Genomic DNA, 22,893 nt, shown 5'->3' with positions numbered 1-22,893 from the left:
CAAAAAGACCCTCCCGAAGGAGGGTCTTCGTCGTGCGCCCCCGGCAGGACTCGAACCTGCGGCCAAGTGCTTAGAAGGCACCTGCTCTATCCACTGAGCTACGGGGGCCGGTTGCGGCCGGGGTCAAGGATAGGGGTCCCGTGGCCCTGGCCCGGCTGCTTCACCTGCGTGGCACGATGTGGAGGTTCGGTGAAGCGGTCCGATAATCGCAGGCAGGTGCGATTCACGCAGCGCTTTTTGCGCCACGCGGGCCGGGTGTTGTGCAGTCGTTATGCCTGACGTTCCCGGCTACATCCGTTCGGTCGGCGCGCAGGGCCGCCATACGCTTCAAAAAGGCTCCCAAATTGGGCATTCTTCGCATGTGGTGACCTTGGACGAACGGCCCCAGCTCATCGACGCACTCTCCGCCCTGCGCGACCGTGTCGCCGCCGTGCGTCTCCCCCTTCCGCTCCCCGGCGCGCCCCGGGCCCGGCAGACCCGGGCCGAGCTGCTCGCACAGCTCGACGACTATCTGGTGCCCCGCCTGAAAGATCCCGACGCGCCGCTGCTCGCGGTCGTCGGCGGCTCCACCGGGGCCGGGAAGTCGACGCTGGTCAACTCGCTCGTCGGGCGCCGCGTGAGCGAGGCCGGGGTGCTGCGCCCCACCACCCGTACCCCCGTCCTCGTCTGCCACCCCGAGGACCACCACTGGTTCGCCGGTATGCGCGTCCTGCCCCAGCTCACCCGGGTCTGGCTGCCCCAGCAGGACGACGACCACGCCGAGGAGCCCGCCGAGGACAACTCCCTGCGCGTCGAGACCTCCGCCACCCTGCCGCGCGGGCTCGCGCTCCTCGACGCGCCCGACATCGACTCGCTCGTCGTCGAGAACTGCCTCCTCGCCGCGGAGTTGATCTGCGCCGCCGACATCTGGGTCATGGTCACCACCGCGAGCCGGTACGCCGACGCCGTGCCGTGGCATCTGCTGCGGACCGCCAAGGAGTACGACGCGACCCTCGTCACCGTCCTCGACCGCGTTCCCCACCAGGTCATCGGCGAGGTCTCCCGGCAGTACGAAGCGCTGCTCGACAAGGCCGGATTCGGCGACCTGCCCCGGTTCACCATCCCCGAGCTGCCCGAGTCCACCGGCGGCGGCAGCGGACTGCTGCCCGACAACGCCGTCGCCCCGCTGCGCGGCTGGCTCGCCCACTGCGCCCAGGACCCGGCCGCCCGCCAGCAGGCCGTCGGCCGGACCGCCGCCGGGGTGCTCGACTCGCTCGACACCCGCATGCCGGAGCTGGCCGGGGCCGTGGCGGCGCAGTACGCGGCGGCGGTACGGCTCGGGGGCACCGTCGAGGCGGCGTACCAGGAACAGGGGCGGCGGCTGCGCGAGCAGGTGCGCCGCGGCGCCGCCCTCGCCGGGGACGCCCGGACGCGCTGGCGTGGCTACCCCCGCGACAGTTCCGCCGGCGAGCTCCTCGACGCCCTCGTGGAGTCCCTCGCCGCGCTCGTGCAGTGCGCCGTCGCCGCCGCCGACGAGCGGGTCCGCGACGCCTGGCGCCGCGAGCCGGCCGCCGGCGCCCTCGCCCCGTACGGCCGCCCGGGCCGGTTCGGCGCCGACCCGGACTCCGGCGAGCGGGTCGCCATGACCGTACGGCGCTGGCGGCGGGTCCTGGAGGAGATGGTCGAGGAGGAGGTCCGGGAGATGGAGCGCCCCGCCACCGTCCGTACGGCCCGCACCGGCCGCACCGCCCGCGCTGCCCGTCGTACGCCCGCGCCCGCCGCCCCCGACAGCGAGACCCTCACCGCGCTCCTCGCCGCCGTCCTCCTCGGCGGCCGGCGCACCCGGGCCGCCGGCGACCGGCTGGCCGAACTCCTCGGCGCCCAGGGGGCCCTGCGGCTGCGCGACAAGGGCGCCGAGCTGGCCGCCGCGTACCTGGACCGCGCCCTGCACACCGAACGCGACCGGTGCCTCGCGCCCCTCGACGCCCTCGACGTGACCCCCGAGCCGCAGGCCGAACTGATCGCCGCGCTCTCCGTACTGCAGAAGGAGAAGTGACGCCGTGGACGTCGACATGGGCATGGACGCGAAGGACGCGAAGGACGCGAAAGGCGCGAAAGGCGCGGACGACTGGAGCAAGGAGCGGACGGAGGAGGCGGCCGGCCCCGAGGACTCCGCCGTCGCGCGGACGCCGGCCGAGCCCGCGGCCGAGGAGACCGGACCCCCCGCACGTGACACACCCGAGGCGGCCGACCCCGACCTCGACGCCGTCCGGCCCGACCCCCGCTGGGACGACGGCCTGATCGCCCGCCGCGCCGCCGACCGCGCCCCCGCCCCGCCCCGGAGCGACGACCCGGACGCGGCGGAGGCCGCGCCCGCGCCCGAGTCCGCCCCCGAGGACGACGCCCTGCCCGCCCTCGGCGGCACCTACGGAGGCGCCCTGCGCGTCCGCCTCGACGCGCTCCACGAACTCGTCGGCCTGTCCCGGACCCGTGTCGAGAGCGAGGTCCTCGCCGAGGCCGGCCGGGTCCTCGACGAGGCGGCCGCCCGGCAGCGGCTGTCGTCCCGGCACACCGTGGTCGCCATCGCCGGTGCCACCGGCAGCGGCAAGTCGACGCTGTTCAACGCGCTCGCCGGCGTCCCCGTCGCCGAGACCGGCCTGCGCCGTCCCACCACCTCCGCGCCGCTCGCGCTGTGCTGGTCGGAGGGGGCCGCCGGGCTGCTCGACCGACTCGGCATCCCCGGTCGGCAGCGGCGCCGGCCGCTCGCGGGCGGCACCGGCGACAGCGATCTCCAGGGGCTCGTCCTCCTCGACCTGCCCGACCACGACTCGGCGGTCACCGCCCACCGCGACCAGGTGGACCGGCTGCTCGGCCTCGTCGACGCGGTGATCTGGGTGGTCGACCCGGAGAAGTACGCGGACGCCGCCCTGCACGAGCGCTATCTGCGGCCGCTCTCCGGGCACGCCGAGGTGACCTTCGTCGTCCTCAACCAGATCGACCGGCTCGGCACCGAGGCCGCCGATCTCGTCCTCGACGATCTGCGGCGGCTGCTCGACGACGACGGCATGGCGCTGGGCGAGCACGGCGAGCCGGGCGCCACGGTGCTGTCCCTGTCGGCGCTGACCGGCGCGGGCGTCGGGGAGTTCCGCGAGCTGCTGGGCCGGTTCGTCCAGGAGCGGACCGCGCCCGAGCGGCGGCTCGCCGCCGACGTCGACGCGGCCGCCGCGCGGCTGCGTCCGGTGTACGTGGCGGACGGGCGGCCCGGGCTCGGCGAGCGGGCCCGGGAGGAGTTCGCCGACCGGCTCGCGGGTGCGGTCGGCGCGCGGGCGGCCGGGGAGGCGGCCGAGCGGGTCTGGCGGCGGACCGCCATCAAGGCCTGCGGGACGCCGTGGCTGCGGCTGTACCGCTGGTACGAGTCGGTCCGCGCGCACGGCACCACCGACACGCGTCTGACCAGCCCGGTCGAGGACGAGCTGACCGCCCGCCAGCGCGTCGAGCAGGCCGTGCGGGCGGTCTCCGACGAGGCCGCGCGCGGGCTGCCCGGGCCCTGGGCGCAGGCGGTGCGGGAGGCGGCGGCGCGCGGGGCCGAGGGGCTGCCGGAGGCGCTCGACGAACTCACGGTGACCATGGGCGACCCGGCGGCCCGCCCGCCGCGGCCCGCGTGGTGGCCGGCGGCGGTGTTCGGCCAGGTGACGATGACGCTGTTGCAGATCTTCGGCGCGCTGTGGCTGATCGGGCAGATCGCCGGGGTGCTGACCCCGGGGCTGCTGCTGCCCGCCCTGATCATGCTCGCGGGGATCGTCGGCGGCCCGCTGGTGGAGTGGGCGTGCGCGGCGGCGGTACGGGGCCCGGCGCGGCGGTACGGGCAGGAGGCCGAGCGGCGGCTGCGGGAGGCGGCGGCGGCCTGCGGCCGGGCGCGGGTGCTCGACCCGGTCGCGGCGGAACTCATGCGGTACCGGGAGGTGCGCGAGCAGTACGGGACGGCCTCGGGTGCCGGGCGGGTCGGCGGCCGGGCCATGGGTATCGGCATGGGGGCGGGACCGCGGCACGGGGGCGGCGGGGCGGCGTTCGGCGGCGTCGCGCGGGGCACCCGGTTCGGGCCGACGCGGGCGGGTGCCGCGCGGGCCAGATGAGCCCGCGTCCTGGTCTGTTCTGACCGCGTTCGTCCCCTTCTCTCCCCGGACCCCGTCACCCACTTCGGTGACGGGGTTTTCCACAACTGCCCCCCTGTCCACAGGTTTGGGCGGAATTTTCGGAAGAGGGCCAGTATGGGTTCCGAGCGCGGGCCCTCGCCGTGAGGGCCCGAACGGGACGGAAGACGGCGGCAGATGAACGAGACGACGGTGACCCTGGTCGGCAACGTGGCGACGAACGTGGAGTACCGGGACACGGTGACGGGCGGGATGGCCCGGTTCCGGTTCGCGGCGACGGCCCGTCGCTGGGACCGTGAGCGGGCGGCCTGGGTGGACGGGCCGACCAGCTTCTACACGGTGTCCGCGTGGCGCACGCTGGCGGTGAACCTGGCGGCCTCGGTGTCGGTGGGGGAACCCTTGGTGGTGCACGGGCGGTTGAGGGTGCGTGAGGAGGAGCACGACGGGCGGCGCAAGACGTTCGTGGACGTGGACGCGACGGCGGTGGGCCACGATCTGACCCGGGGGACGGCGGCGTTCCGCCGGGCGGTCCGGACGGGGGCCGCGGGCGCCGCTCCGCCGGACGAGCGGAAGGGGGTACCCCGGCCCGCGGCCGTACCCGACAAGACTCTTGACGGAGTGTCCGATCCTGTGCCGGACCCCTGGCGGACCCCGGCCGACCCACCGCTGGTGGCCGCCTCCTGACCTTCCGTTATGAGGATTTGTCGATACCGCGACCTGCGGATCCGCCTCAACTCACAGGCTCTGATAACGATTTCGAGTCGGAATGGTTATCAGACCGCACGGAGGGATATCCAGGGCTTCCCGCTCCCTAGGATTCTGGGTACTCATGAGGCGTTTGCTTCCCGTGGGTCAGTGAGTCTGCAGGCAGGCGCTCCCCCCACGCGTCGCGTTCGACGACGCGGAGCAGCCTGTCCGGAGGGGAATTCCATGTTTTCTGTACGCAGGCGCGGCGTTGCCCGCCTTGCCGCCGCGGCCATGGTCTCGGGCCTGGTCGCCGCGGGCGCGATAGCCGTCGCGGGACCGGCGGCGGCGGACGAGGGCAACCAGGGCATCGGTGGTGCCACGGCGACGCTCGGCGACCTGAAGATCTTCGACACGGTCACCATCAAGGGCAGTGAGCGGAAGTACTCCGCCGGTCTCTTCGAGATGGACGTGAAGTCCGGGGGGTCCATCCAGACCTACTGCATCGATTTCCACACCAGCGCCCTCAAGGGCCAGGACTACGAGGAGGTCGGCTGGGACCAGTCGTCCCTCCACAACAACGCGGACGCCGGCAAGATCCGCTGGATCCTGCAGAACTCCTACCCGCAGGTGAACGACCTCGGCGAGCTGGCCCGCAAGGCCGGCGCCAAGGGGCTCACCCCGAAGACCGCCGCCGCCGCCACCCAGGCCGCGATCTGGCACTTCTCCGACAAGGTCGACGCCACCCCGGTCAACGCCGAGGCGGCCAAGCTGACCGACTACCTGGAGGCCAAGGCGACCAACCTCGCCGAGCCGAAGGCGTCGCTCAGCCTGTCCCCGTCCTCCGTCGCCGGCAAGGCGGGCGAGCGTCTCGGCCCGATCACGGTCGACACCAACGCCGACACCGCCGCGGTCTCCCTCGCGCCGGGTGCCCCGGCCGGTGTGCAGATCGTCGACAAGGACGGCAAGGCGATCACCTCCGTCTCCAAGGGCGAGAGCAAGATCTACTTCGGCGTCCCGGCCGGCACCGCCGACGGCAGCGCCGAGCTGAACGTCCAGGCCAACACCACCGTGCCGATCGGCCGCGCGTTCGTCAGCAAGAAGGTCAAGAGCCAGACCCTCATCCTGGCCGGCACCAGCACCTCCACCGTCACCGCCAAGGCGACCGCGACCTGGGCGAAGCAGGGCGCGCTGCCCTCCGTCACGGCCGTGAAGAACTGCGCCAAGGGTGGCCTGGACATCGTCGCCTCCAACAAGGGCGACGAGGACTGGACCTTCGACCTGAAGGGCGAGAAGCACACCGTCGCCGCGGGCAAGTCCGAGACGTTCACCGTCCCGGTCGCCGAGGACGAGGCGTACAAGTTCACCATCACCGGCCCGAACGGCTTCGAGAAGGTCGTCGAGGGCGTCCTGGACTGCAAGACGGCCACCCCCGGCCCGACGCCGTCCGAGACCACCCCCGGCCCGACGCCGTCCGAGACCACCCCGGCCCCCGGTGGCACCACCACCGGCGGTAACACCCCGGGCACCAACACCGGTGGCGGCGACCTCGCCGAGACCGGTGGCTCCAGCGCCACCCCGGTGATCGCCGGCATCGCCGCCGCGCTCGTCGTCGTCGGCGGCGGGGCGATGTTCTTCCTCCGCAAGAAGAAGGCGGCCGGCCAGTAAGGCAGCCCCTTGAGTGAACGGCCCCGGTGCGCATCCCGCGCACCGGGGCCGTTCGCCGTCTCCCGGTGCCCGCGCATGGGTACGCGGGGCCGGTGGGGATGAGTACGCGTGCTCATGCGCGGGATCGGACGCGTTTTCGAGACTGAGCGCATGACCCTCACACGCATCGCCGTCTTGGCCGCCGCGACCGCCCTCTCCCTGGGGACGCTCGTCGCCTGCGGAACCGAGAACACCGGAAAGGGGGGAGGGGCGGCGCCGGGGAGCGGGGCCGGCGGCGTCCGGGCCACGCCCGCCGCCGTGCCTCCCGCGACGGATCCCGAGGTGGAGTTCATGAAGATGAGGATCGCCGTGGGACAGCCGTGCTACCCGGACTTCCCCACGGAGCCCCCGGAGCCGCCCGCGTCCCCGGGGGAGGAGCCCGCACGGACCCCGGGCGGGCCGCTGCCGACCGACGAGCGTCCCCCCGGGCCGCCCGCGCCCGCCACGCCCTCCGCGCGTCCCGCGTCCACGGTGGAGCTGGACCCCGCCCAGCGGTGCGAGGCCCGGCTGCACGTCCGGCGCATCACCAAGGAGCTGGACGCGCTCCCCGACCCCACGCCCGCGCGGGTCGGAGCCGCGCTGAACAAGCTCGGCTACATCGACGGGCGCATCCGCGGCCTGGAGCGCACGGACGGGACGACGCGCTTCGTCCTCGATCTGCGCCTCTTCGAGGACCCGCTGTGCCTGTCGGGCAGCGTGAAGGGCGGCACGACGGCGATCACGGCGTTCGGCGTCTCCGCCGACGCGGACATCGAGGACGTGAAGCGGCCCGGATGACGTGAAGCGGCCCTGATGACAGGAGCGCGGCGCGCGTGAGCCGAGTCACGGGTAACCCGTCCGTGTGCACCCGTATGACGCACGGTGTCCGGCCGGCTACCCGCCGGACCCGGAGAAGGCGCAGCTCAGGCGGCCCCGGCGGATGTGGTTTCCGCCGACGGCCCTCGGTCAGGCAAGATGGACTCCATCTGCCCACTCACTCCTTGCCGGACGGTTTCTCTTGGCTGAGTACATCTACACCATGCGCAAGACGCGCAAGGCGCACGGCGACAAGGTCATCCTCGATGACGTGACGCTGAGCTTCCTGCCCGGTGCGAAGATCGGTGTGGTCGGCCCGAACGGTGCCGGTAAGTCCACCGTGCTGAAGATCATGGCCGGTCTCGAGCAGCCCTCCAACGGTGACGCGTTCCTGTCGCCGGGCTACTCGGTCGGCATCCTCATGCAGGAGCCCAAGCTCGACGAGTCGAAGAGCGTCCTGGAGAACGTCCAGGACGGCGTCGCCGTGATCAAGGGCAAGCTCGACCGGTTCAACGCGATCGCCGAGGAAATGGCGACGAACTACACCGACGAGCTCATGGACGAGATGGGCAAGCTCCAAGAGGACCTGGACCACGCCGAGGCGTGGGACCTGGACGCCCAGCTGGAGCAGGCCATGGACGCGCTGGGCTGCCCGCCCGGCGACTGGCAGGTCACCAACCTCTCCGGTGGCGAGAAGCGCCGTGTGGCGCTCTGCAAGCTGCTCCTGGAGGCCCCCGACCTGCTGCTCCTCGACGAGCCCACCAACCACCTCGACGCCGAGTCGGTGAACTGGCTGGAGCAGCACCTGGCCAAGTACAAGGGCACCGTCGTGGCCATCACCCACGACCGGTACTTCCTCGACAACGTCGCCGAGTGGATCCTCGAGCTCGACCGCGGCCGCGCGATCCCCTACGAGGGCAACTACTCCACGTACCTGGAGAACAAGGCCTCCCGCCTCAAGGTCGAGGGCCAGAAGGACGCGAAGCGCGCCAAGCGCCTCAAGGAAGAGCTGGAGTGGGTCCGCTCCAACGCCAAGGGCCGCCAGGCCAAGTCGAAGGCCCGCCTCGCCCGCTACGAGGAGATGGCCGCCGAGGCCGACAAGATGCGGAAGCTGGACTTCGAGGAGATCCAGATCCCGCCGGGCCCGCGGCTCGGCAGCATCGTCGTCGAGGTCGAGAACCTCAACAAGGCCTTCGGCGAGAAGGTCCTGGTCGACGACCTCTCCTTCACCCTGCCCCGTAACGGCATCGTCGGCGTGATCGGCCCGAACGGCGCCGGCAAGACCACGCTCTTCAAGATGCTCCAGGGTCTGGAGACCCCGGACTCCGGCGACATCAAGGTCGGCGAGACCGTCAAGATCTCGTACGTCGACCAGGGCCGCGCCAACATCGACCCGAAGAAGACGCTGTGGGAGGTCGTGTCCGACGGCCTCGACTACATCAACGTCGGCCAGGTCGAGATGCCGTCCCGCGCCTACGTCTCCGCGTTCGGCTTCAAGGGCCCGGACCAGCAGAAGCCGGCCGGCGTGCTCTCCGGCGGTGAGCGCAACCGCCTCAACCTGGCGCTCACCCTCAAGCAGGGCGGCAACCTGCTGCTCCTCGACGAGCCGACCAACGACCTCGACGTCGAGACCCTGTCCTCGCTCGAGAACGCGCTCCTCGACTTCCCCGGCTGCGCCGTGGTCGTCTCCCACGACCGCTGGTTCCTCGACCGAGTCGCCACCCACATCCTGGCGTACGAGGGCGACTCCAAGTGGTTCTGGTTCGAGGGCAACTTCGAGTCGTACGAGAAGAACAAGGTCGAGCGGCTCGGTGCGGACGCCGCCCGTCCGCACCGTGCCACGCACAAGAAGCTGACCCGAGGCTGAGGCCGGCGACTCCCATGGCGAGGCACATCTACTCCTGTCCCCTCCGCTGGTCGGACATGGACGCCTTCGGGCACGTCAACAACGTGGTCTTCCTCCGTTATCTGGAGGAGGCCCGGATCGACTTCATGTTCCGGCTGGCGCCGGGGGACGGGAGCCCGTCCTTCTCCGGCGGGTCCGTCGTGGCCCGGCACGAGATCGACTACGTACGGCCCCTGACGCACCGCCACGAGCCGGTCACCGTCGAGTCCTGGGTCACCAGGATCGGCGCGGCGTCGCTGACGATCGCGTACGAGATCAAGGACCCCGACGTCACGTACGTGCGGGCGTCCACGGTCGTGGTGCCGTACAACCTGGAGGAGCAGCGTCCGCGTCGCATCAGCGACGAGGAGAAGTCGTTCCTCAAGGAGTACATGGACGACGGGATGACCTCCCGGGCCTCCGCCGCATGACCGTGTCCGCGCCACTGCACTTCGCCGACCCCAGGGAGGCGGCGGGCCTCGCCGCCTTCCTGCGCCGGCTGCTGCACTACGACCGCGCCGCCGCCGTCCGTCTCCAGGCAGGCGGGGGCGCGGTCGCCGTGTTCGGCCGGCCGCCGTCGTTCGAGGTGATCGCCATCCGTACGGCGCGCCTGGCCGACTCCGTCGGCCTGGACGTGACCGTCTCCGCGGGCGAACTCCTCGAAGGCGTCGAGGAGTCGGCCGGCAAGGCACTGGTGCCGGCCGCCGTCACCGGCCCGCCCTGGGCCGGGGTGCTGCCGCCCCGTACCGGCTGGCAGCGGGTCGGGGGACTGCCGTCCCTCGCCGAGCTGCGCGGCGCGGTGGGCGCGGCGGTGGCCGAGTTCCGGTCCCGCGACGAGGCCCTGCCCGAGGAACGGCGCACCCGCGCCGAACGCGACCGCATCGGCCGCGAGATCTGGTCCCGCACCTTCGCCGGGACCGGCCTGCCGTTGCGTGCCGCGCACGCCGCGCAGTCCCTGGGCTTCCTGCCGCCCGTCCCCGACGAGGAACTGCCGGTGGCCCTGTACGCCGCCGGTCCGTGGCTGCGGCTGCGCACCCCGTACGGGTCGGTCGCCCTGCGCGACGTCCCGACGGCGCTGACCGTCACCCCGGGCGACGCCCGATGAGCGACCGAGGCTCCGGTACGGAGGCCCCCGAGGCCTCCGCGCCGGTCCTCGCGGTCGACGCCGCGCTCACCGGCGACGAGCTGAACACGCTGTTCCACGCCTCCTGGCCCGGCCACCGGGACACCGACTTCGCGCCGGTCCTGGCCCGCCGGCTGCTGCACGTCACCGCCCGCCGGGCCGGCCGGCTCGTCGGATACGTCAACGTGATCGGCGACGGCGGCGTCCACGCCTTCGTCCTCGACACCACCGTCCACCCCGATGAGCGCCGCCGGGGGCTCGGTGTCGCGCTCGTCCGGGCCGCCGCCGACGCCGCCCGCGCCCGCGGCGCGCACTGGCTGCACGTGGACTACGAGCCGTACCTCGCCGGCTTCTACGCGGATGCGGGCTTCCGTCCCACCGACGCCGGACTGCTGGCCCTGCGCCCCTGACACGCCCCCGAGACGACTCGGGGGCGCGTACCAGGGTTACGGGGATCAGCGCTCCTGGTCGTCGCCCGGCCAGACCCCGATGTGGTCCGACTCCAGTTCCAGGGCCACCCGGTGCCGCATCTCCAGCGCCTCCGTGTACTCCGCCGGCAGCTGGAGCCGGCCCGCCCGGTCGAGCATCGCGTACTCCCGGGCCACCAGCGACTCCTGCCCCTCGGCGTCGATCTCCGTGCGCCGCAGCACCTCCGACGAGGTCCGGCCGTCGCGGATCGCGACCGTACGGCGGACCTCGGAGGCGACCTTCTGGTCGTGGGTGACGATCACGATCGTCGTGCCCAGCTCCTCGTTCGCCCGCCGGAACGCCGCGAAGATCTGCTCGCCGGTGGCCGAGTCCAGCTCACCGGTCGGCTCGTCCGCCAGCAGCACGGACGGGTCGTTGGCGAGCGCGACCGCGATGGCCACCCGCTGCTGCTGGCCGCCGGACAGCTGGTCCGGGCGCCGGTCGCGGAAGTCGCCGATGCCGAGCATCGACAGGAGCTCGTCGGCCCGCTTGCCCATGTCCCTGGACCGGCCGCCCTTGCCGCCCCGCAACTGCATGGGCAGGGCGACGTTCTGCACGGCGGTCAGATACGGCAGCAGGTTGCGCGCGGTCTGCTGCCAGACGAAGCCGACCACGTCGCGGCGGTAGCGCAGCCGCGCCTTGCCGTCCATGGCGAGCAGGTCGCAGCCCGCGACGGTGGCCGCGCCGGCGGTCGGGATGTCCAGCCCGGCCAGGATGTTCATCAGGGTCGACTTGCCGGAGCCGGACGCCCCGACCAAGGCCATCAGCTCGCCCTTCTGCACCAGCAGGTCCAGGCCCTGGAGGGCCTGCACCTCCACCCCGTCGGTGGTGAAGATGCGCACCAGCCGGTCGCAGGCGATCAGCGCGTCATGGCCGTACGAGGGCCGTTCGCGGTGCGCGGTGGCCCGCCGCTCCAGCTCCTCCAGCGTGGTCCCGGCCGAGGCTTTCGAGTCCGAGGCTCCCGGAGCCCCCGAGGCTGTCGAGGTCGTCGTCATCGTGCGTCTCCTGCCCTGAGTTCCTTGATCGAGCCCTTACGGGCCGCCCACCAGGCCTGTGTCACGGCCGCCCCGGCCGCGAGCACGACCACCCCGGCCGCCGGAAGACCGAGCGACCACACGTCCGCCCGCAGGGTCGCGCCCAGCTCCATGGCCTCCGAGGTCGCGCCGTCGAGCGCGAGCCGGGCCAGGTCGACGCCGGGCGACAGCAGCTGGATCGTCGCCCAGCCGACCACGACGCCGCCCACCGCCGCCGGCAGTGCCTGCGGCAGCGCCTCCAGGGCGAGCAGCAGCCGGCCCTGGCTCCGGGTCAGGCCCATGGTGCGCAGCCGGGCGAGCAGCGTGGTGCGCTCGGGTGCGGCCTGGAGCAGGGAGAGCAGCAGGGCGAGGACGGCGTAGCCGGCGCCGGCGGCGATGGCGACCAGGTAGAGCCGTTCGGCACCGGTCTGGAGCGGCGACTCGACGGTGCCGGCCCGCTTCTCGGAGGCCAGCCCCACGTAGCCGGACTTGTCCTTGGCGAGGACCGCGGCGCGCAGTGCCTTGCCGTCGAGCGCCCCGTCCTTGCCCGTGACGAGCAGCGTGGTGGGCGCCTGGTTGACCAGGTCGGCGGCGTTGACGAGGAGGAATTCCTTCTCGGGCAGGGCCGGGGTGACCGTGCGGACGGCGACCACCTTCACATGGAACCGGCCGGCCGCCGCCATGATCTCCAGGGGCTTGTCCCCGAGCCGTTCGGCGACCTTCGGCGAGGCGATCACGGGGACCACCCGCTCGTTGTCGCCGACCGCCTTGGGGCCGCCGGTGCCGGTGTCCTTCAGCAGGCCGGCGGGGAACGCCCCGAGGTCGAGCCGGTCCGCGAGCCGCGCGTACGAGCCGGGCTCGACGCCGATCAGCGGGGCGCCCATGCCGGTGTCGTCGACGCCCGGACGGGCCGGCAGTTCGAGCCCGAGCTCGACCTGGACCGGCGACACCTCCCGTACCCCGGGGAAGTCGCGGACCGTCTTCTCCACCCCGGCGGCCAGCGGCGCCCAGCCCGTGCCGCCGCTCACCCGGGCGTCCGCGCCGGTCGCCAGGTAGGCCGCGTGGTCGCGGGCCTCGTCGACGCCGGTGAGCACGGCGCCGCCGAACGCGGCCGTGGTCAGTGCCACGAGGAGGGCCAGCAGCGGCAGCGCCCCGGTGGCCGAGGAACGGCCGGCCCGGGCGAGGGACAGGAAACCGATCGCGCCGCGCAGCCGGCGCGCGGGCCGGGCCGCCCAGCGCAGCGGCAGCGGATACAGCCGTACGAGGACGAAGGCGGCGATCAGTGCGATGAGCACCGGGGCCGCGCTGACCAGGTAGTCGACGGAGGAGGGGGCCACCGCGTTCGGGTCGGTGCCGGAGCCCGGGCCGCCGGCCGTGTCGTCCACGCCGCGGCGCCGCAGCGCGGTGACGGCGCCCACCGCGAGGACCACGAAGGTGAGTTCGACGACCGTACGGCGCCGGGACGGCCGGGCCACGATCAGGTCGTCGCGCGCGCTGTGCAGCTGCGGCCTGCGGTGCAGGAACACCGCGCGCAGCGGGACGACGAGACAGCCGATCAGGGTGACGGCGAGCGCCGCCAGGCAGCCCGGTACGAGCCGGTCGGCCGAGGCGCCGGTGAACACGAACGCGAGGGCCAGGCCGAGTACCGCGGCGGGCACGGCGACGGCGGCCATCTCGCCGAGCAGCCGGCCGCCGATACCTGCCAGGGAGGCGCCCCGGGAGCGCATCAGGGCCAGTTCGTGGTGCCGGCGGGCGGTGAACAGGCCGCCCGTCATGAGGAGGACGACGGCCGCGACCGCGCCGACCCCGAACACGGCGACCGCCACCACCGAGGCGATGGAGTCCCGCAGTCCCCGGAAGCCGCCGACCACCAGGTCCAGGTCGGTGCCGAAGCCGGCGTTGTCGCCGAGGACGTCACGGATCCGCACCAGACCGGGGCCGGCGCCGACCGAGGCGAGGGCCGCGGCGAGCTTGTCGGTGTCCTGCGCGGTGAGATGGCCCGCCTCGGGGGCGAACCGCCAGTACTGCTCCGGCTCCCCGAGGGTGTTCACGAACTGCGGCGCGGTCTCCGGCGACACGATCAGCGCGGCGATCCAGTACCACTTGGGGTCGTCGACGCTGCCCTTCATCGAGTAGACCGGCGTGTGCAGGGTGGGATCGAACGACCAGAACGCGCGCTTGACGCCCACCGGCCGGACGACACCGGTGATGGTGATCGCCTTGGGCTTGCCGTCGGTGCCCGACACATGGACGACCGAACCGGCCTTGAGGTGCAGTGTCTTGGCGGTGTTCTCGGAGACCGCGGCCTCCATGCCGCCGTCCTTGCCCGCCCCGGGGGCGCGGCCGGACAGGTACCGGGCGTTGCCGGCCAGCGCGGAGGGAGCGTCGAGGACCAGCTCCGGCGGGAGGCCGTCCGGCATGGGCAGCCACGGGTCGAGCGTGGGCAGCCGGGTCGTGGTGCGCGCCCCGTACGCCGAGTCCGCGAGGTCGACGCGCAGCGGCTGCGGCAGCAGTGGCACCAGTTTGTCGCGCCGCTGGCGCAGCTTCGCCGGGGAGAGTTCGGTCGCCTGCGCCTCGGGGACGAGGCTGCTCGACGCCCTGGTGGTCATGGTCATCGCGGTGCGCCGGGGCGGCGCGTCGGTGATGGCGTGCCGCAGTCCGTCCGTCTCGTACGCGTCGACCGTCCACGGCAGGGCCGCGGCGAGGAAGGCCGTGACCAGGATGAGCAGCCCGAAGGAGACCGCCGCGCCCGGCGCGGTCCGCAACCGGGTCCGGACCCAGGGCGCCACGGCACGGGCGGGCTTGCGGGACATGGCGGTCGCCTTTCCGCGGGCGGGAGTGGACGGGGGAGAAGCGGGCGAGGAGGGGGCGGGGGAACCCGGGGCGGCCATCAGTGGTCCCCCTGCGTGCGCAGGGTGACGGCCGGGTCGTTCCGGCGCAGCGCGATCGCCGCCACGATGACCAGCGGCAGCGCCGCCACACCCGCGAGCAGCACCAGCACGTGCGTCACCGGGAGTTCGACCAGGACCTCGGGTACCGGCCGGCCCGCCTGTCCGGTGAGGACGATCAGCGGGACGACGGCCCGGGTCAGTACCGTGCCGAGCGCGACACCGACCACCAGGCCGAGGCCGACCAGGACGCCCTGTTCGGCGGCGATCAGCCGGGCCAGCTGCCGGCGCGGCGCGCCCAGCGCGCGCAGCACGCCGAACTCCTGCGCCCGCTCCCGCATCGAGCCGGCCGAGCCGACCGCGAAGCCGACCGCGGCGAGCGCCGCGGCCGCTGCCGCGACCGCCATCAGCGCCGAGTTGGGGCCCGCGCCGAGCGGGTCGCCGAGCAGTTCGGCCGCGATCTCGTCCCGTACGACCACCTGCGCGGGGTCGGTGTCGGGGCGGGCCCGCAGGGTCTTCACGACCTCGTCGGTACGTCCGGGCTTCGGGTCCAGCCACCACTCGGTGGGCGCGAGGGCCGCGGCGTCCCGCCCGGACAGCATCCGGTTGGCGGTGGTCAGGTCGACCAGGAGCGCGCCGCCGTCCTGCGGGGTCGCGGTCGTCGAGGTGACGGCGACGGACCGGGCGCCGGGGCCGGTGGTGGGCAGCTCCCGTACCGTGTCGGCGATCTTCACCTGGAGGGTGTTGCCGTTGAAGGAGACCTCGATGACCTCGCCCTTCTTCGCGCCGACGGCGGTCAGGAAGGCGTCGGTCGCAATGGCCGGGACCTGGTTCGGCGGCACGGGCCGGGGCGCGTCGAGGGACACGGTGTAGGCGTCCTGCCGGGCCCACATGTCGCTGCGCTTGGTGCTGCCGGCCATGAAGCCGACGGTGAGCGGCGCGGTGGCGGTGGCCCGGCCGAGGAGCGGGGTGGCCTGTGCCTCGCCCGGCTCGCCCTTCACCGTGTACACGGCCTTCCAGGCCGGCAGCGCGGCGCGGACGTCGATCGGCTGCTCGGCGCCCCCGGCACGGACGGAGGAGACCTTCTCCACGGAGAGCGTCCGCTGTCCGCCGCTGCCCTGGTCGACCGCGCCGTCGAGGGTGAGGCCGGACAGGAAGAAGCCGTGCGCGTCGCCGAGTTCGGGCAGCGCGAGGGTGAGCCGGTGCGTGCGTCCGTCGGCCGGCAGGGTGCCCATCAGCCGGTGGAACGGCATGCCGTACGCGTCCTCCAGGACGGCCGTGACCTGGGTGCTCGGCGTCCCCTTCGGCGCCTGGTCGCGCAGGTCGAGGGTGAGCGCGCGGGTACCGGCGGGCAGCTGGATGCCGGCCTGCTTCTCCGGCTTCGGGGTGACGGCGGCGAGCCGGGCGCCGGGCGAGCCGTCGGCGAGGTCGGGGCGGAAGCGCAGTCCGCCGGAGGCGCGCCGGGTGTCGACGGCCAGCAGGGTCGCCTGCTTGCCGGCGAGGTCGGTGGTGTCCCGGTGGACGGCCGCCACCTCGCGGACCCCGTCCACGGCCGCGAGGCGTTCGGTGTCGGCGAGTTCGCCGGGGCCCGCGCTCAGCACCCGTACCGGCGTGCCGGCCTTGAAGTCGGCCTGGTCACGCTGCGAGCGGTCCCACGAGTCGCTCTGTCCGATCGCCAGCATGCCCATGGCGACGGCGAGGACCAGCAGCAGCACCGGGCCGGCGCCGCGCAGCGGGCGGCGGCTGAACTGCCAGCCGGCCAGCGCCGCGGGCAGTCCGCGGCCGGCGGCGGCGCGCCGCTCGGCCAGCTTCGCGGCGGGCGGCAGCAGGCGCAGCGTCAGGACGGTTCCGGCGAGCAGCGCGAGGGCGGGCGCGGCGACGAGCAGCGGGTCGACGCCGAGAGCGCCGGAGCGGTCGCCGGCCAGCGCCCCGGCTCCGCTGCCCGACTGCCGGTTCAGCTGCCAGTAGGCGATGCCCGCGATGAGCAGCAGGGCGATGTCGGCGCCGGCCTTGACGGACGCGGGCAGCGCGGCGTCCCGGCCCTTGCGCAGCGAGATGGCGGTGCCGTCGCCGGCGGCCAGCGCCGGGGCGACGACGGCCGCGGCGCAGCACAGCGCGACGCCGGCCGCGACCAGCCACACCGTGGGTGACGGTACGACGTCGAGCCGGCCGAGCGCGTCGAGCGCGGTGCGGTCGGCGAACAGCCGCGTCAGCGGGTGCGCGAGCAGCGGGGCGGCGACGGCGGCGGGCAGCGCGAGCAGCAGCGCCTCGACGGTGGCGAGTCCGGTGATCCGGGCGCGCGAGGCGCCGCGGGCGCGCAGCAGTTCGGTCTCGCCGGAGCGTTCGGTGCTGAGCAGTCGGGCCACCAGGAGCAGCGCGTACGCGGCGAGCAGCACGAGCTGCACGGCCACGATCGACAGGGTGGAGCGGGACACGAGCAGTGCCCGGTCGGTCTGCTCCAGGACGGTCGGCAGCGAGGTGTACACGTTGACGGTGGTGCCGAAGCCGGCCGTGTCGGCCAGGATCGCCTTCGGCGCCTCGGTCGCGGAGGCGTGCAGGGACTCCATCCGGCCGGTGTCGACGCCGCTGTAGTCGGCGGCGCCCAGCCACGAGGTGCTGCCGGTGGTGAGCCGGCCGGAGGTGAGGGCGGCGGGGTCGGCGGCCAGCGGTCCGTACGTCGTGAAGACCAGGGTCTTCACGCCGCGCCCGCCCGCCGGGTCGAGCTGCCAGTACAGGTCGGCGGTGTCGACGGGCCGGTAGACGCCGGTGATCCGGGTCTTCAGCGGCTTGCCGCCGAGCCGGTCGGCGAGGTCGAGGACGGTGCCGGGGGTGATCTTCAGCCGGCGGGCGGCCTCCTCCGGTATCGCGCTCTCGACCGGGTCGCCGGGGCCCGCGGGGGCGCCGGCCTTGGGCCAGGCGCCGCGGACCAGGGTGAGCCGGGAGCGGTCGAGCGCGGCGAACTGGGTGAGGTCCGGGTCGCCGGAGCGGGCGGCCGGCGGCTGGAGTTCGCGGGGCAGCGCGTACGGGCCGGACGCCTCCAGCTTCCGTACGGTCACCGGCAGCCCGGCGAAGGTCTCCTTCGCGCCCTTGCGGGCGGCGGCGTCGGCGCTCGCCCGGTGGTCGGCCGGGACCCGGCCGGTGACGACGAGGGCGGCGGCGGGCGCCGAGCGGCCCTTCAGGGTGCCCTGGAGCGCGGCGTCGCCGATCGAGCCGGAGAAGGCGGCGAGTGTGGCGAGTACGGATGTCGTCAGAAGGACGGCGAGCAGGGCGGCGGCGAGCAGCAGCCGATGCGCTCTGACGCGCAGAAGTACAAAGCCCGTCACCCGGTTCCCCCCTGAAACACCATGATCGTTCAGTCTCGAACGTTCATCGGATGCTGTCAGAGGGGGAGGGGTCTGGAAACCGCCTGTGGGCCCACCTTGATCCGATCGTGACCGTTATTCGGGGTTCGGTCACCGGAATGTGTTCGTCCGGGAGCGGGCGGTCAGAGGGGAGGGACGGAGGTGGCCGGAAAGGGGGGGCGGATGGCGGGCGGGAGGTGGGCGGCGCGGCGGCCGTCAGCCGGCGCTGTTGATCATCGCGGCGGCGGCGTGCGTCATGTACGCCCACAGCTCCCGCTCGTCCTCCGGCGCGAGCCCGGCCTCGTCCACCGCGACCCGCATATGCCCCAGCCAGGCGTCGTGCGCGGCCCGGTCCACCGTGAACGGGATGTGCCGCATCCGCAGCCGGGGATGGCCGCGGCGCTCGCTGTACGTGCGCGGACCTCCCCAGTACTGCATGAGGAAGAGCGCGAACCGCTCCTCGGCCGGGCCCAGATCCTCCTCCGGGTACATCGGCCGCAGCAGCGGGTCCTGGGCCACTCCTTCGTAGAACCGGTGGACCAGGCGCCGGAAGGTCTCCTCGCCACCCACCCGCTCGTAGAAGGTCTGCTCCTGAAGCGTGTCGCGCGGAATCTCGTTCACCCGTCAATCGTCTCAGACGCTCCGGGGAAGGAACGGGGGTCCGGACGCTGTGGCCGGAATCGCTCGCCGGCGCCCGCGGCAGGAGAGTGGAGACATGCGAGACGAGCGGGGTATGAGGGGCACGAGGGGTACGGAGGACCCGCGGGGTGGCGGAGGCCCCGGGGGTACGGGAGACGCGGAAGGTACGGGAGGTACGGGAGGCGCCGGGAGTACGGGGAGCTCCGGGGCCACAGGGAGCGCGCCCGACCCGTTCGCCGAGGCGGCCGCGGCGGAGCGGCGCGCGATGGTGCGCCGGATCGAGGCCGTCGGCGCGCTGCGCGACCCGGCCTGGCGGGCCGCCTTCGCCGAGGTGCCGCGCCATCTCTTCGTCCCCGCGTATTACGTCCCCGGCCCGGCCGGCTACGAACGCCTCTGGTCCGGCGACCCCGACCCCGCCCGCCGCGCCCGCTGGCTGCGCGGCGCCCACCAGGACACCGCCCTCGCCACCCGGGTCCGCGACGGCGAACTCGTCTCCTCGGCCAGCCAGCCGTCCCTGATGGCCCGGATGCTCGAAGCGCTCGGCCCCGGCGACGGCCACGACGTCCTGGAGATCGGCGCGGGCACCGGCTACAACGCGGCGCTGCTCGGCCACCGGCTCGGCGACGGCCATGTCACCACCGTCGACCTGGACGAGGAGATCACCGAATCCGCCCGGGCCCATCTGGCCGCCGCCGGCCATCGGCCCGCCGTGCTCACCGGCGACGGCGCCCGCGGCTGCCGCGAGCGCGCCCCGTACGACCGGATCGTCGCGACCTGCGAGATGCCCGCGATCCCGGCCGGCTGGCTCGCCCAGTGCCGCCCCGGCGCGCGGATCCTCGCCCCGCTGTCCACCGGGCTGATCCTGCTCACCGTGCGCGGACCGGACCACGCGGAAGGACGGTTCCTGGCCACCTCCGCGTACTTCGTCCCGCTGCGCGGCGGCGGCGCGCGCCCGCCCGGACAGCGGTCCGCGGAGCCGTACCCCGAGGTGTACGACGACGAGGCCGGCTTCCTCGCCGGGCTCGCGGGACAGGCCCTGGAACCGCGCGAAGCGCTCACGCTCTGGCACCACGAGGGGCGGCCGGAGCGGGAGCGCTTCGGGGTGACCTTGCGCGCCGGCCGGCAGTGGGCCTGGCTGGACGACCCCGAGGGGCCGCACGCCTGGCCGCTGCCGGACTACGCGTGACGGAACGTCTTCGTCGGGTCAGCCGCGGCGGACCGTGATCGTCGTCCAGGCGCCGACGTGCACCCGGTCGCCGTCCGTGAGCTGCACCGGCACATAGGGCTGGATCGGGTCGGGCGAGCCGTTGATCGTGGTGCCGTTGGTGGAGTTCTGGTCCACCACCGCCCACGAGCCGTCGGGCTGCGCCACGAGAACCGCGTGCTGGTGCGAGACGCCCGGGTCCTCCGGCGGGACCGACAGGTCGACGTCGGGCGACTCGCCGGTGGAGTGCCGGCGGCGGCCGATGCTGACCTGGCTGCCCTGGAGGCTGATCCGCTGCTCGGGGGAGTACGCGGGCATGTTGAGCCCCGTCGCCTCCGGGCCGCTGCGCTGCATCATCGCCATGAAGTAGTCGCGGTCCGGGCCGATCACCGCGGTCCACCCGGCGGGCGGGGCGGGCTGCTGCTGCTGGAACGGCGCGGGCGGTCCCTGCTGCGGCGCGGGCATCCCCGGCATCCCGGGGCCCTGCGGAGCCCCGGGCCCGGGACCGAAGGACTGCGGGCCGGGGGCGCCAGGACCATGCGGACCGGGCGCGCCGGGACCGTGTGGGCCGGGGGCTCCGGGGCCGAAGGACTGCGGACCGGGCGGCGGCACCGGGCCGCCCTGGCCGGGCAGCGGGGGCGGGGCCATGGGGCCGGGCGCGGGCGGCGCGGGCGGGGCCGGCTGCGCCGCGGCGGGCGCCGGGGGCTCCGGCTGCGACGGGGGAGGGAGCAGCCAGTCGTCGTTGCCGTGCGGCGCGGGCGGCGGGGGCATGCCGGGACCCGGCGCGGGCGGGGCCGGCGGGAACGCCTGCGGTGCCTGCGGCGGCGGGAATCCCTGCGGCGGCTGGGGGGCCGGGCCCGGGCCGGGGGCCGGGGACGCCGGCGGGCCGGCCATCGGCGGGCGCTGCGCCGGTGCCTGCTGGTGCGTCGGGTCGGTGCTCAGCGGCTCCGCCGGACGGTTCACCTGCGAGGGGCGCGAGCCCTGGTACTCGAACGGGTCCGCGGGCCGCGGGGCCGGGGGTCCCGGCGGGGTCTGGAAGCCCGGCGGCAGGCCGGCGCCCCCCGGTGCCGGGCCGGAGTTCGGGGAGTTCGGGGAGATCGGGGTGTACGAGGTCGCCGTGTTCGTGAGGAAGTTCCAGCGGCACTCCTCGCAGAACGGAGCCATCGGCTCGCGCGGGGTGCGGCACTGCGGGCACAGCTCGGCCTGGGCGGTCGCGCCCGGATCGTACGGGCCGGGGCCGCCGGGCGCGCCGGGCATACCGGGTCCGCCGGGGCCGGGCATACCGGGAGGGCCGGACATGCCGGGACCGGGCATACCGGGAGGGCCGGACATGCCAGGACCGGGCATACCGGGAGGGCCGGACATGCCGGAAGGGCCGGGTACGGCAGGGCCGGGGCCCGGGCCGCCGGGACCCGCCGGGCCGCCCGGTCCGGGGTAGCCGTAGGCGGGCGGCGGCGGGGGAGGCTGCGGAACGGCACCCGTCGGCGCACCCGCCCCGGCCGCCATACGGTGGCCGCAGACCTCGCACCAGTCATCGGAGACCGACTGGTGTCCGTTCGGGCAGGTAGGCATGTCGGTGCTTCCCCCTCTCGTCGTCCGTGCCCTGCCGGGCAACGGGCTACTTCTTCACACGAACGGTCTTGGTGGAGCGCGTCTCAAGAGTCATCTCGTCCGCTTCCGCGACCTTCGCTTTCAAACGCACAGTACCCGTCGCGGCGTCGACCACGTCCACCACCTTCGAAAGCAGTTTCGCGGTATCGGCGTTGCCGGAGGCCGCGGCGAGCTGCACGGCCCGGCCCAGTTTGGCCGTCGCCCCGTCGTGGTCACCGGACTTGCGGGCGTCCAGTCCCTGCTGGATCACATCGGCGAGTTCCGCCTGGCCGGTGTAGTGCGCCACCTGCGCGTTGATGGCGGTGGACATGACCATGTCGTCCGTCCACACCGCCCGGACCAGCCCCTGCCCCAGCGTCGCCGGCGCCCCGCCCGCCGGGTCCGGGACGACCAGCGAGACCCGGGCGGCCAGCATCTCCCGGCCGACCGCGGCCTCGGGGACGCGGACCGAGACGTGGTAGTCGCGGGACTCGTCGCCCCAGGAACCGGTCGGGTAGTCGCCGGCCCGCGGGCCCGCCCCGGTGCGCCGGCCGGCCAGGTCCTCGACCGTCGGGGCCACCTGCTTCACCAGGGAGATCTCCACCCCCACCGGGGTCCACAGGCGGAGCGCGACGTCCGCCACCTCCTTGCCCATGACGTGCTCCATCATGGCCGTGAAGTCGGCCGTGAGCCCGGCCGGGTCGGCGACGATGTCGGCGGTGCCGAGCAGTGTCCGGGCGATGCCCCGGACCTCGTCGACCTCCCAGTCGGTGCCCACCCCGCGCGCGTCGCAGGTGAACCGGCCCGTACAGGCCTCCAGGGCGGCGCGCAGGTCGGCGGGTGCCTCGTGCTCGTTGCGGCCGTCGGTGAGCAGGATGCCGTGCCGGATCGGCGCCTCGGCGGCGGACAGCAGCCGGTCGGCGAGGCGCAGCCAGGTGCCGATGGCGGTGCCGCCGCCCGCGGTCAGCGCGCGCAGCGCCTGCCTGGCCTCGGCGCGGGTGCGCCCGTCGGCCACGGCGAGTCTCCCGTTGCCCGGGTAGACCTCGCGTGCCACGTGCGTACCGGCCACCAGCGCGAAGGCGGTGCCGTCGCGCAGGGTGTCGATGGCGGCGGCCGCCGCCTCGCGCGCCCCGCGCATCTTGGTCGGCGGGTACTCCATCGAACCCGAGCAGTCGAGCATGAGGACGACGGCGGCGGAGCCCGCGGCGGCGTCGGGCAGACCGCCCGACGTACCGCCGCCGGTCGCGGTGACCGTGACGATCGCGTTGACGTCCCGGCCGCCCTCCGGCAGGAACTCGTTCTGGTACACGTCCACCGAGAACTGCGGTCCGGTCGGCTTGGAGAAGTTGGCCATGAGAGATGCGGCTCCTCGGCTCACGAGAAGGAAGAACGGGAGAGGTGTGGGGGGTGGGGGCCGGACGGTCCG

The 22,893-nt window shown here is 74.2% G+C and carries 16 protein-coding genes and 1 tRNA gene; 10 read left to right on the top strand and 7 right to left on the bottom strand.

Features of this window, described 5'->3' with window-relative positions; translation table 11 throughout:
- Nucleotides 1–35: 35 nt before the first annotated feature.
- Nucleotides 36–108 (bottom strand) — tRNA-Arg (locus tag ABZ693_RS10680).
- Nucleotides 109–370: 262 nt separating this feature from the next.
- Between ABZ693_RS10680 and ABZ693_RS10675 the strand changes: the two genes are divergently transcribed.
- From ABZ693_RS10675 to ABZ693_RS10635, 9 genes are all read left to right on the top strand, one after another.
- Complete coding sequence (locus ABZ693_RS10675; RefSeq protein ID WP_359875530.1) at nt 371–2,035, top strand: dynamin family protein; 1,665 nt, start codon at nt 371–373, stop codon at nt 2,033–2,035.
- A 4-nt stretch (nt 2,036–2,039) separates the two neighbouring features.
- The gene (locus tag ABZ693_RS10670; RefSeq protein WP_435842391.1) at nt 2,040–4,112 is read left to right on the top strand and encodes a GTPase; all 2,073 of its coding nucleotides are present in this window, start codon (nt 2,040–2,042) and stop codon (nt 4,110–4,112) included.
- 195 nt (nt 4,113–4,307) lie between these two features.
- The gene (locus ABZ693_RS10665) at nt 4,308–4,814 is read left to right on the top strand and encodes a single-stranded DNA-binding protein (protein WP_359875433.1); all 507 of its coding nucleotides are present in this window, start codon (nt 4,308–4,310) and stop codon (nt 4,812–4,814) included.
- A gap of 246 nt (nt 4,815–5,060) precedes the next feature.
- Complete coding sequence (locus ABZ693_RS10660) at nt 5,061–6,482, top strand: Cys-Gln thioester bond-forming surface protein (protein ID WP_359875432.1); 1,422 nt, start codon at nt 5,061–5,063, stop codon at nt 6,480–6,482.
- 150 nt (nt 6,483–6,632) lie between these two features.
- Nucleotides 6,633–7,298 (top strand): hypothetical protein, encoded by a 666-nt coding sequence (locus ABZ693_RS10655; protein ID WP_359875431.1) that lies wholly within the window; start codon nt 6,633–6,635, stop codon nt 7,296–7,298.
- Between the two features lie 220 nt (nt 7,299–7,518).
- Entirely contained in the window at nt 7,519–9,183 is a 1,665-nt protein-coding gene (ettA, locus tag ABZ693_RS10650; protein WP_359875429.1) for an energy-dependent translational throttle protein EttA, read from the top strand.
- A 14-nt stretch (nt 9,184–9,197) separates the two neighbouring features.
- Nucleotides 9,198–9,632, top strand: coding sequence for an acyl-CoA thioesterase (locus tag ABZ693_RS10645; protein WP_359875428.1), 435 nt, complete (start codon nt 9,198–9,200; stop codon nt 9,630–9,632).
- Complete coding sequence (locus tag ABZ693_RS10640) at nt 9,629–10,306, top strand: DUF8010 domain-containing protein (protein ID WP_359875427.1); 678 nt, start codon at nt 9,629–9,631, stop codon at nt 10,304–10,306. The genes ABZ693_RS10645 and ABZ693_RS10640 overlap by 4 nt, the downstream gene beginning before the upstream one ends.
- Entirely contained in the window at nt 10,303–10,734 is a 432-nt protein-coding gene (locus tag ABZ693_RS10635; protein WP_359875426.1) for a GNAT family N-acetyltransferase, read from the top strand. Before ABZ693_RS10640 ends, ABZ693_RS10635 begins: the two co-directional genes overlap by 4 nt.
- Nucleotides 10,735–10,779: 45 nt before the next feature.
- Here the strand turns inward: ABZ693_RS10635 and ABZ693_RS10630 are convergent, their stop codons facing one another.
- The 4 genes from ABZ693_RS10630 to ABZ693_RS10615 form a co-directional block, all read right to left on the bottom strand.
- Nucleotides 10,780–11,787 (bottom strand): ABC transporter ATP-binding protein, encoded by a 1,008-nt coding sequence (locus ABZ693_RS10630; RefSeq protein ID WP_359875425.1) that lies wholly within the window; start codon nt 11,785–11,787, stop codon nt 10,780–10,782.
- Nucleotides 11,784–14,618, bottom strand: a complete 2,835-nt coding sequence (locus ABZ693_RS10625; protein ID WP_359875424.1) for an FtsX-like permease family protein — start codon at nt 14,616–14,618, stop codon at nt 11,784–11,786. Before ABZ693_RS10625 ends, ABZ693_RS10630 begins: the two co-directional genes overlap by 4 nt.
- A 77-nt stretch (nt 14,619–14,695) precedes the next feature.
- Complete coding sequence (locus ABZ693_RS10620; RefSeq protein ID WP_359875423.1) at nt 14,696–18,016, bottom strand: FtsX-like permease family protein; 3,321 nt, start codon at nt 18,014–18,016, stop codon at nt 14,696–14,698.
- A 234-nt stretch (nt 18,017–18,250) separates the two neighbouring features.
- Nucleotides 18,251–18,655 (bottom strand): globin, encoded by a 405-nt coding sequence (locus tag ABZ693_RS10615; protein ID WP_359875422.1) that lies wholly within the window; start codon nt 18,653–18,655, stop codon nt 18,251–18,253.
- 283 nt (nt 18,656–18,938) lie between these two features.
- Between ABZ693_RS10615 and ABZ693_RS10610 the strand changes: the two genes are divergently transcribed.
- The gene (locus ABZ693_RS10610) at nt 18,939–19,859 is read left to right on the top strand and encodes a methyltransferase domain-containing protein (RefSeq protein ID WP_359875421.1); all 921 of its coding nucleotides are present in this window, start codon (nt 18,939–18,941) and stop codon (nt 19,857–19,859) included.
- Between the two features lie 18 nt (nt 19,860–19,877).
- Here the strand turns inward: ABZ693_RS10610 and ABZ693_RS10605 are convergent, their stop codons facing one another.
- Together ABZ693_RS10605 and ABZ693_RS10600 are read right to left on the bottom strand one after the other, a co-directional pair.
- Nucleotides 19,878–21,449, bottom strand: a complete 1,572-nt coding sequence (locus ABZ693_RS10605; RefSeq protein WP_359875420.1) for an FHA domain-containing protein — start codon at nt 21,447–21,449, stop codon at nt 19,878–19,880.
- Between the two features lie 46 nt (nt 21,450–21,495).
- Entirely contained in the window at nt 21,496–22,821 is a 1,326-nt protein-coding gene (locus ABZ693_RS10600) for a vWA domain-containing protein (protein WP_359875419.1), read from the bottom strand.
- Nucleotides 22,822–22,893: the final 72 nt, after the last annotated feature.

The sequence above is a fragment of the Streptomyces laurentii genome, from assembly GCF_040635425.1.
GTDB classification, from domain to species: Bacteria; Actinomycetota; Actinomycetes; order Streptomycetales; family Streptomycetaceae; genus Streptomyces; species Streptomyces laurentii.
Note: the sequence above shows the minus strand (reverse complement) of the source record. Positions and strands in the feature narration are given on the sequence as shown.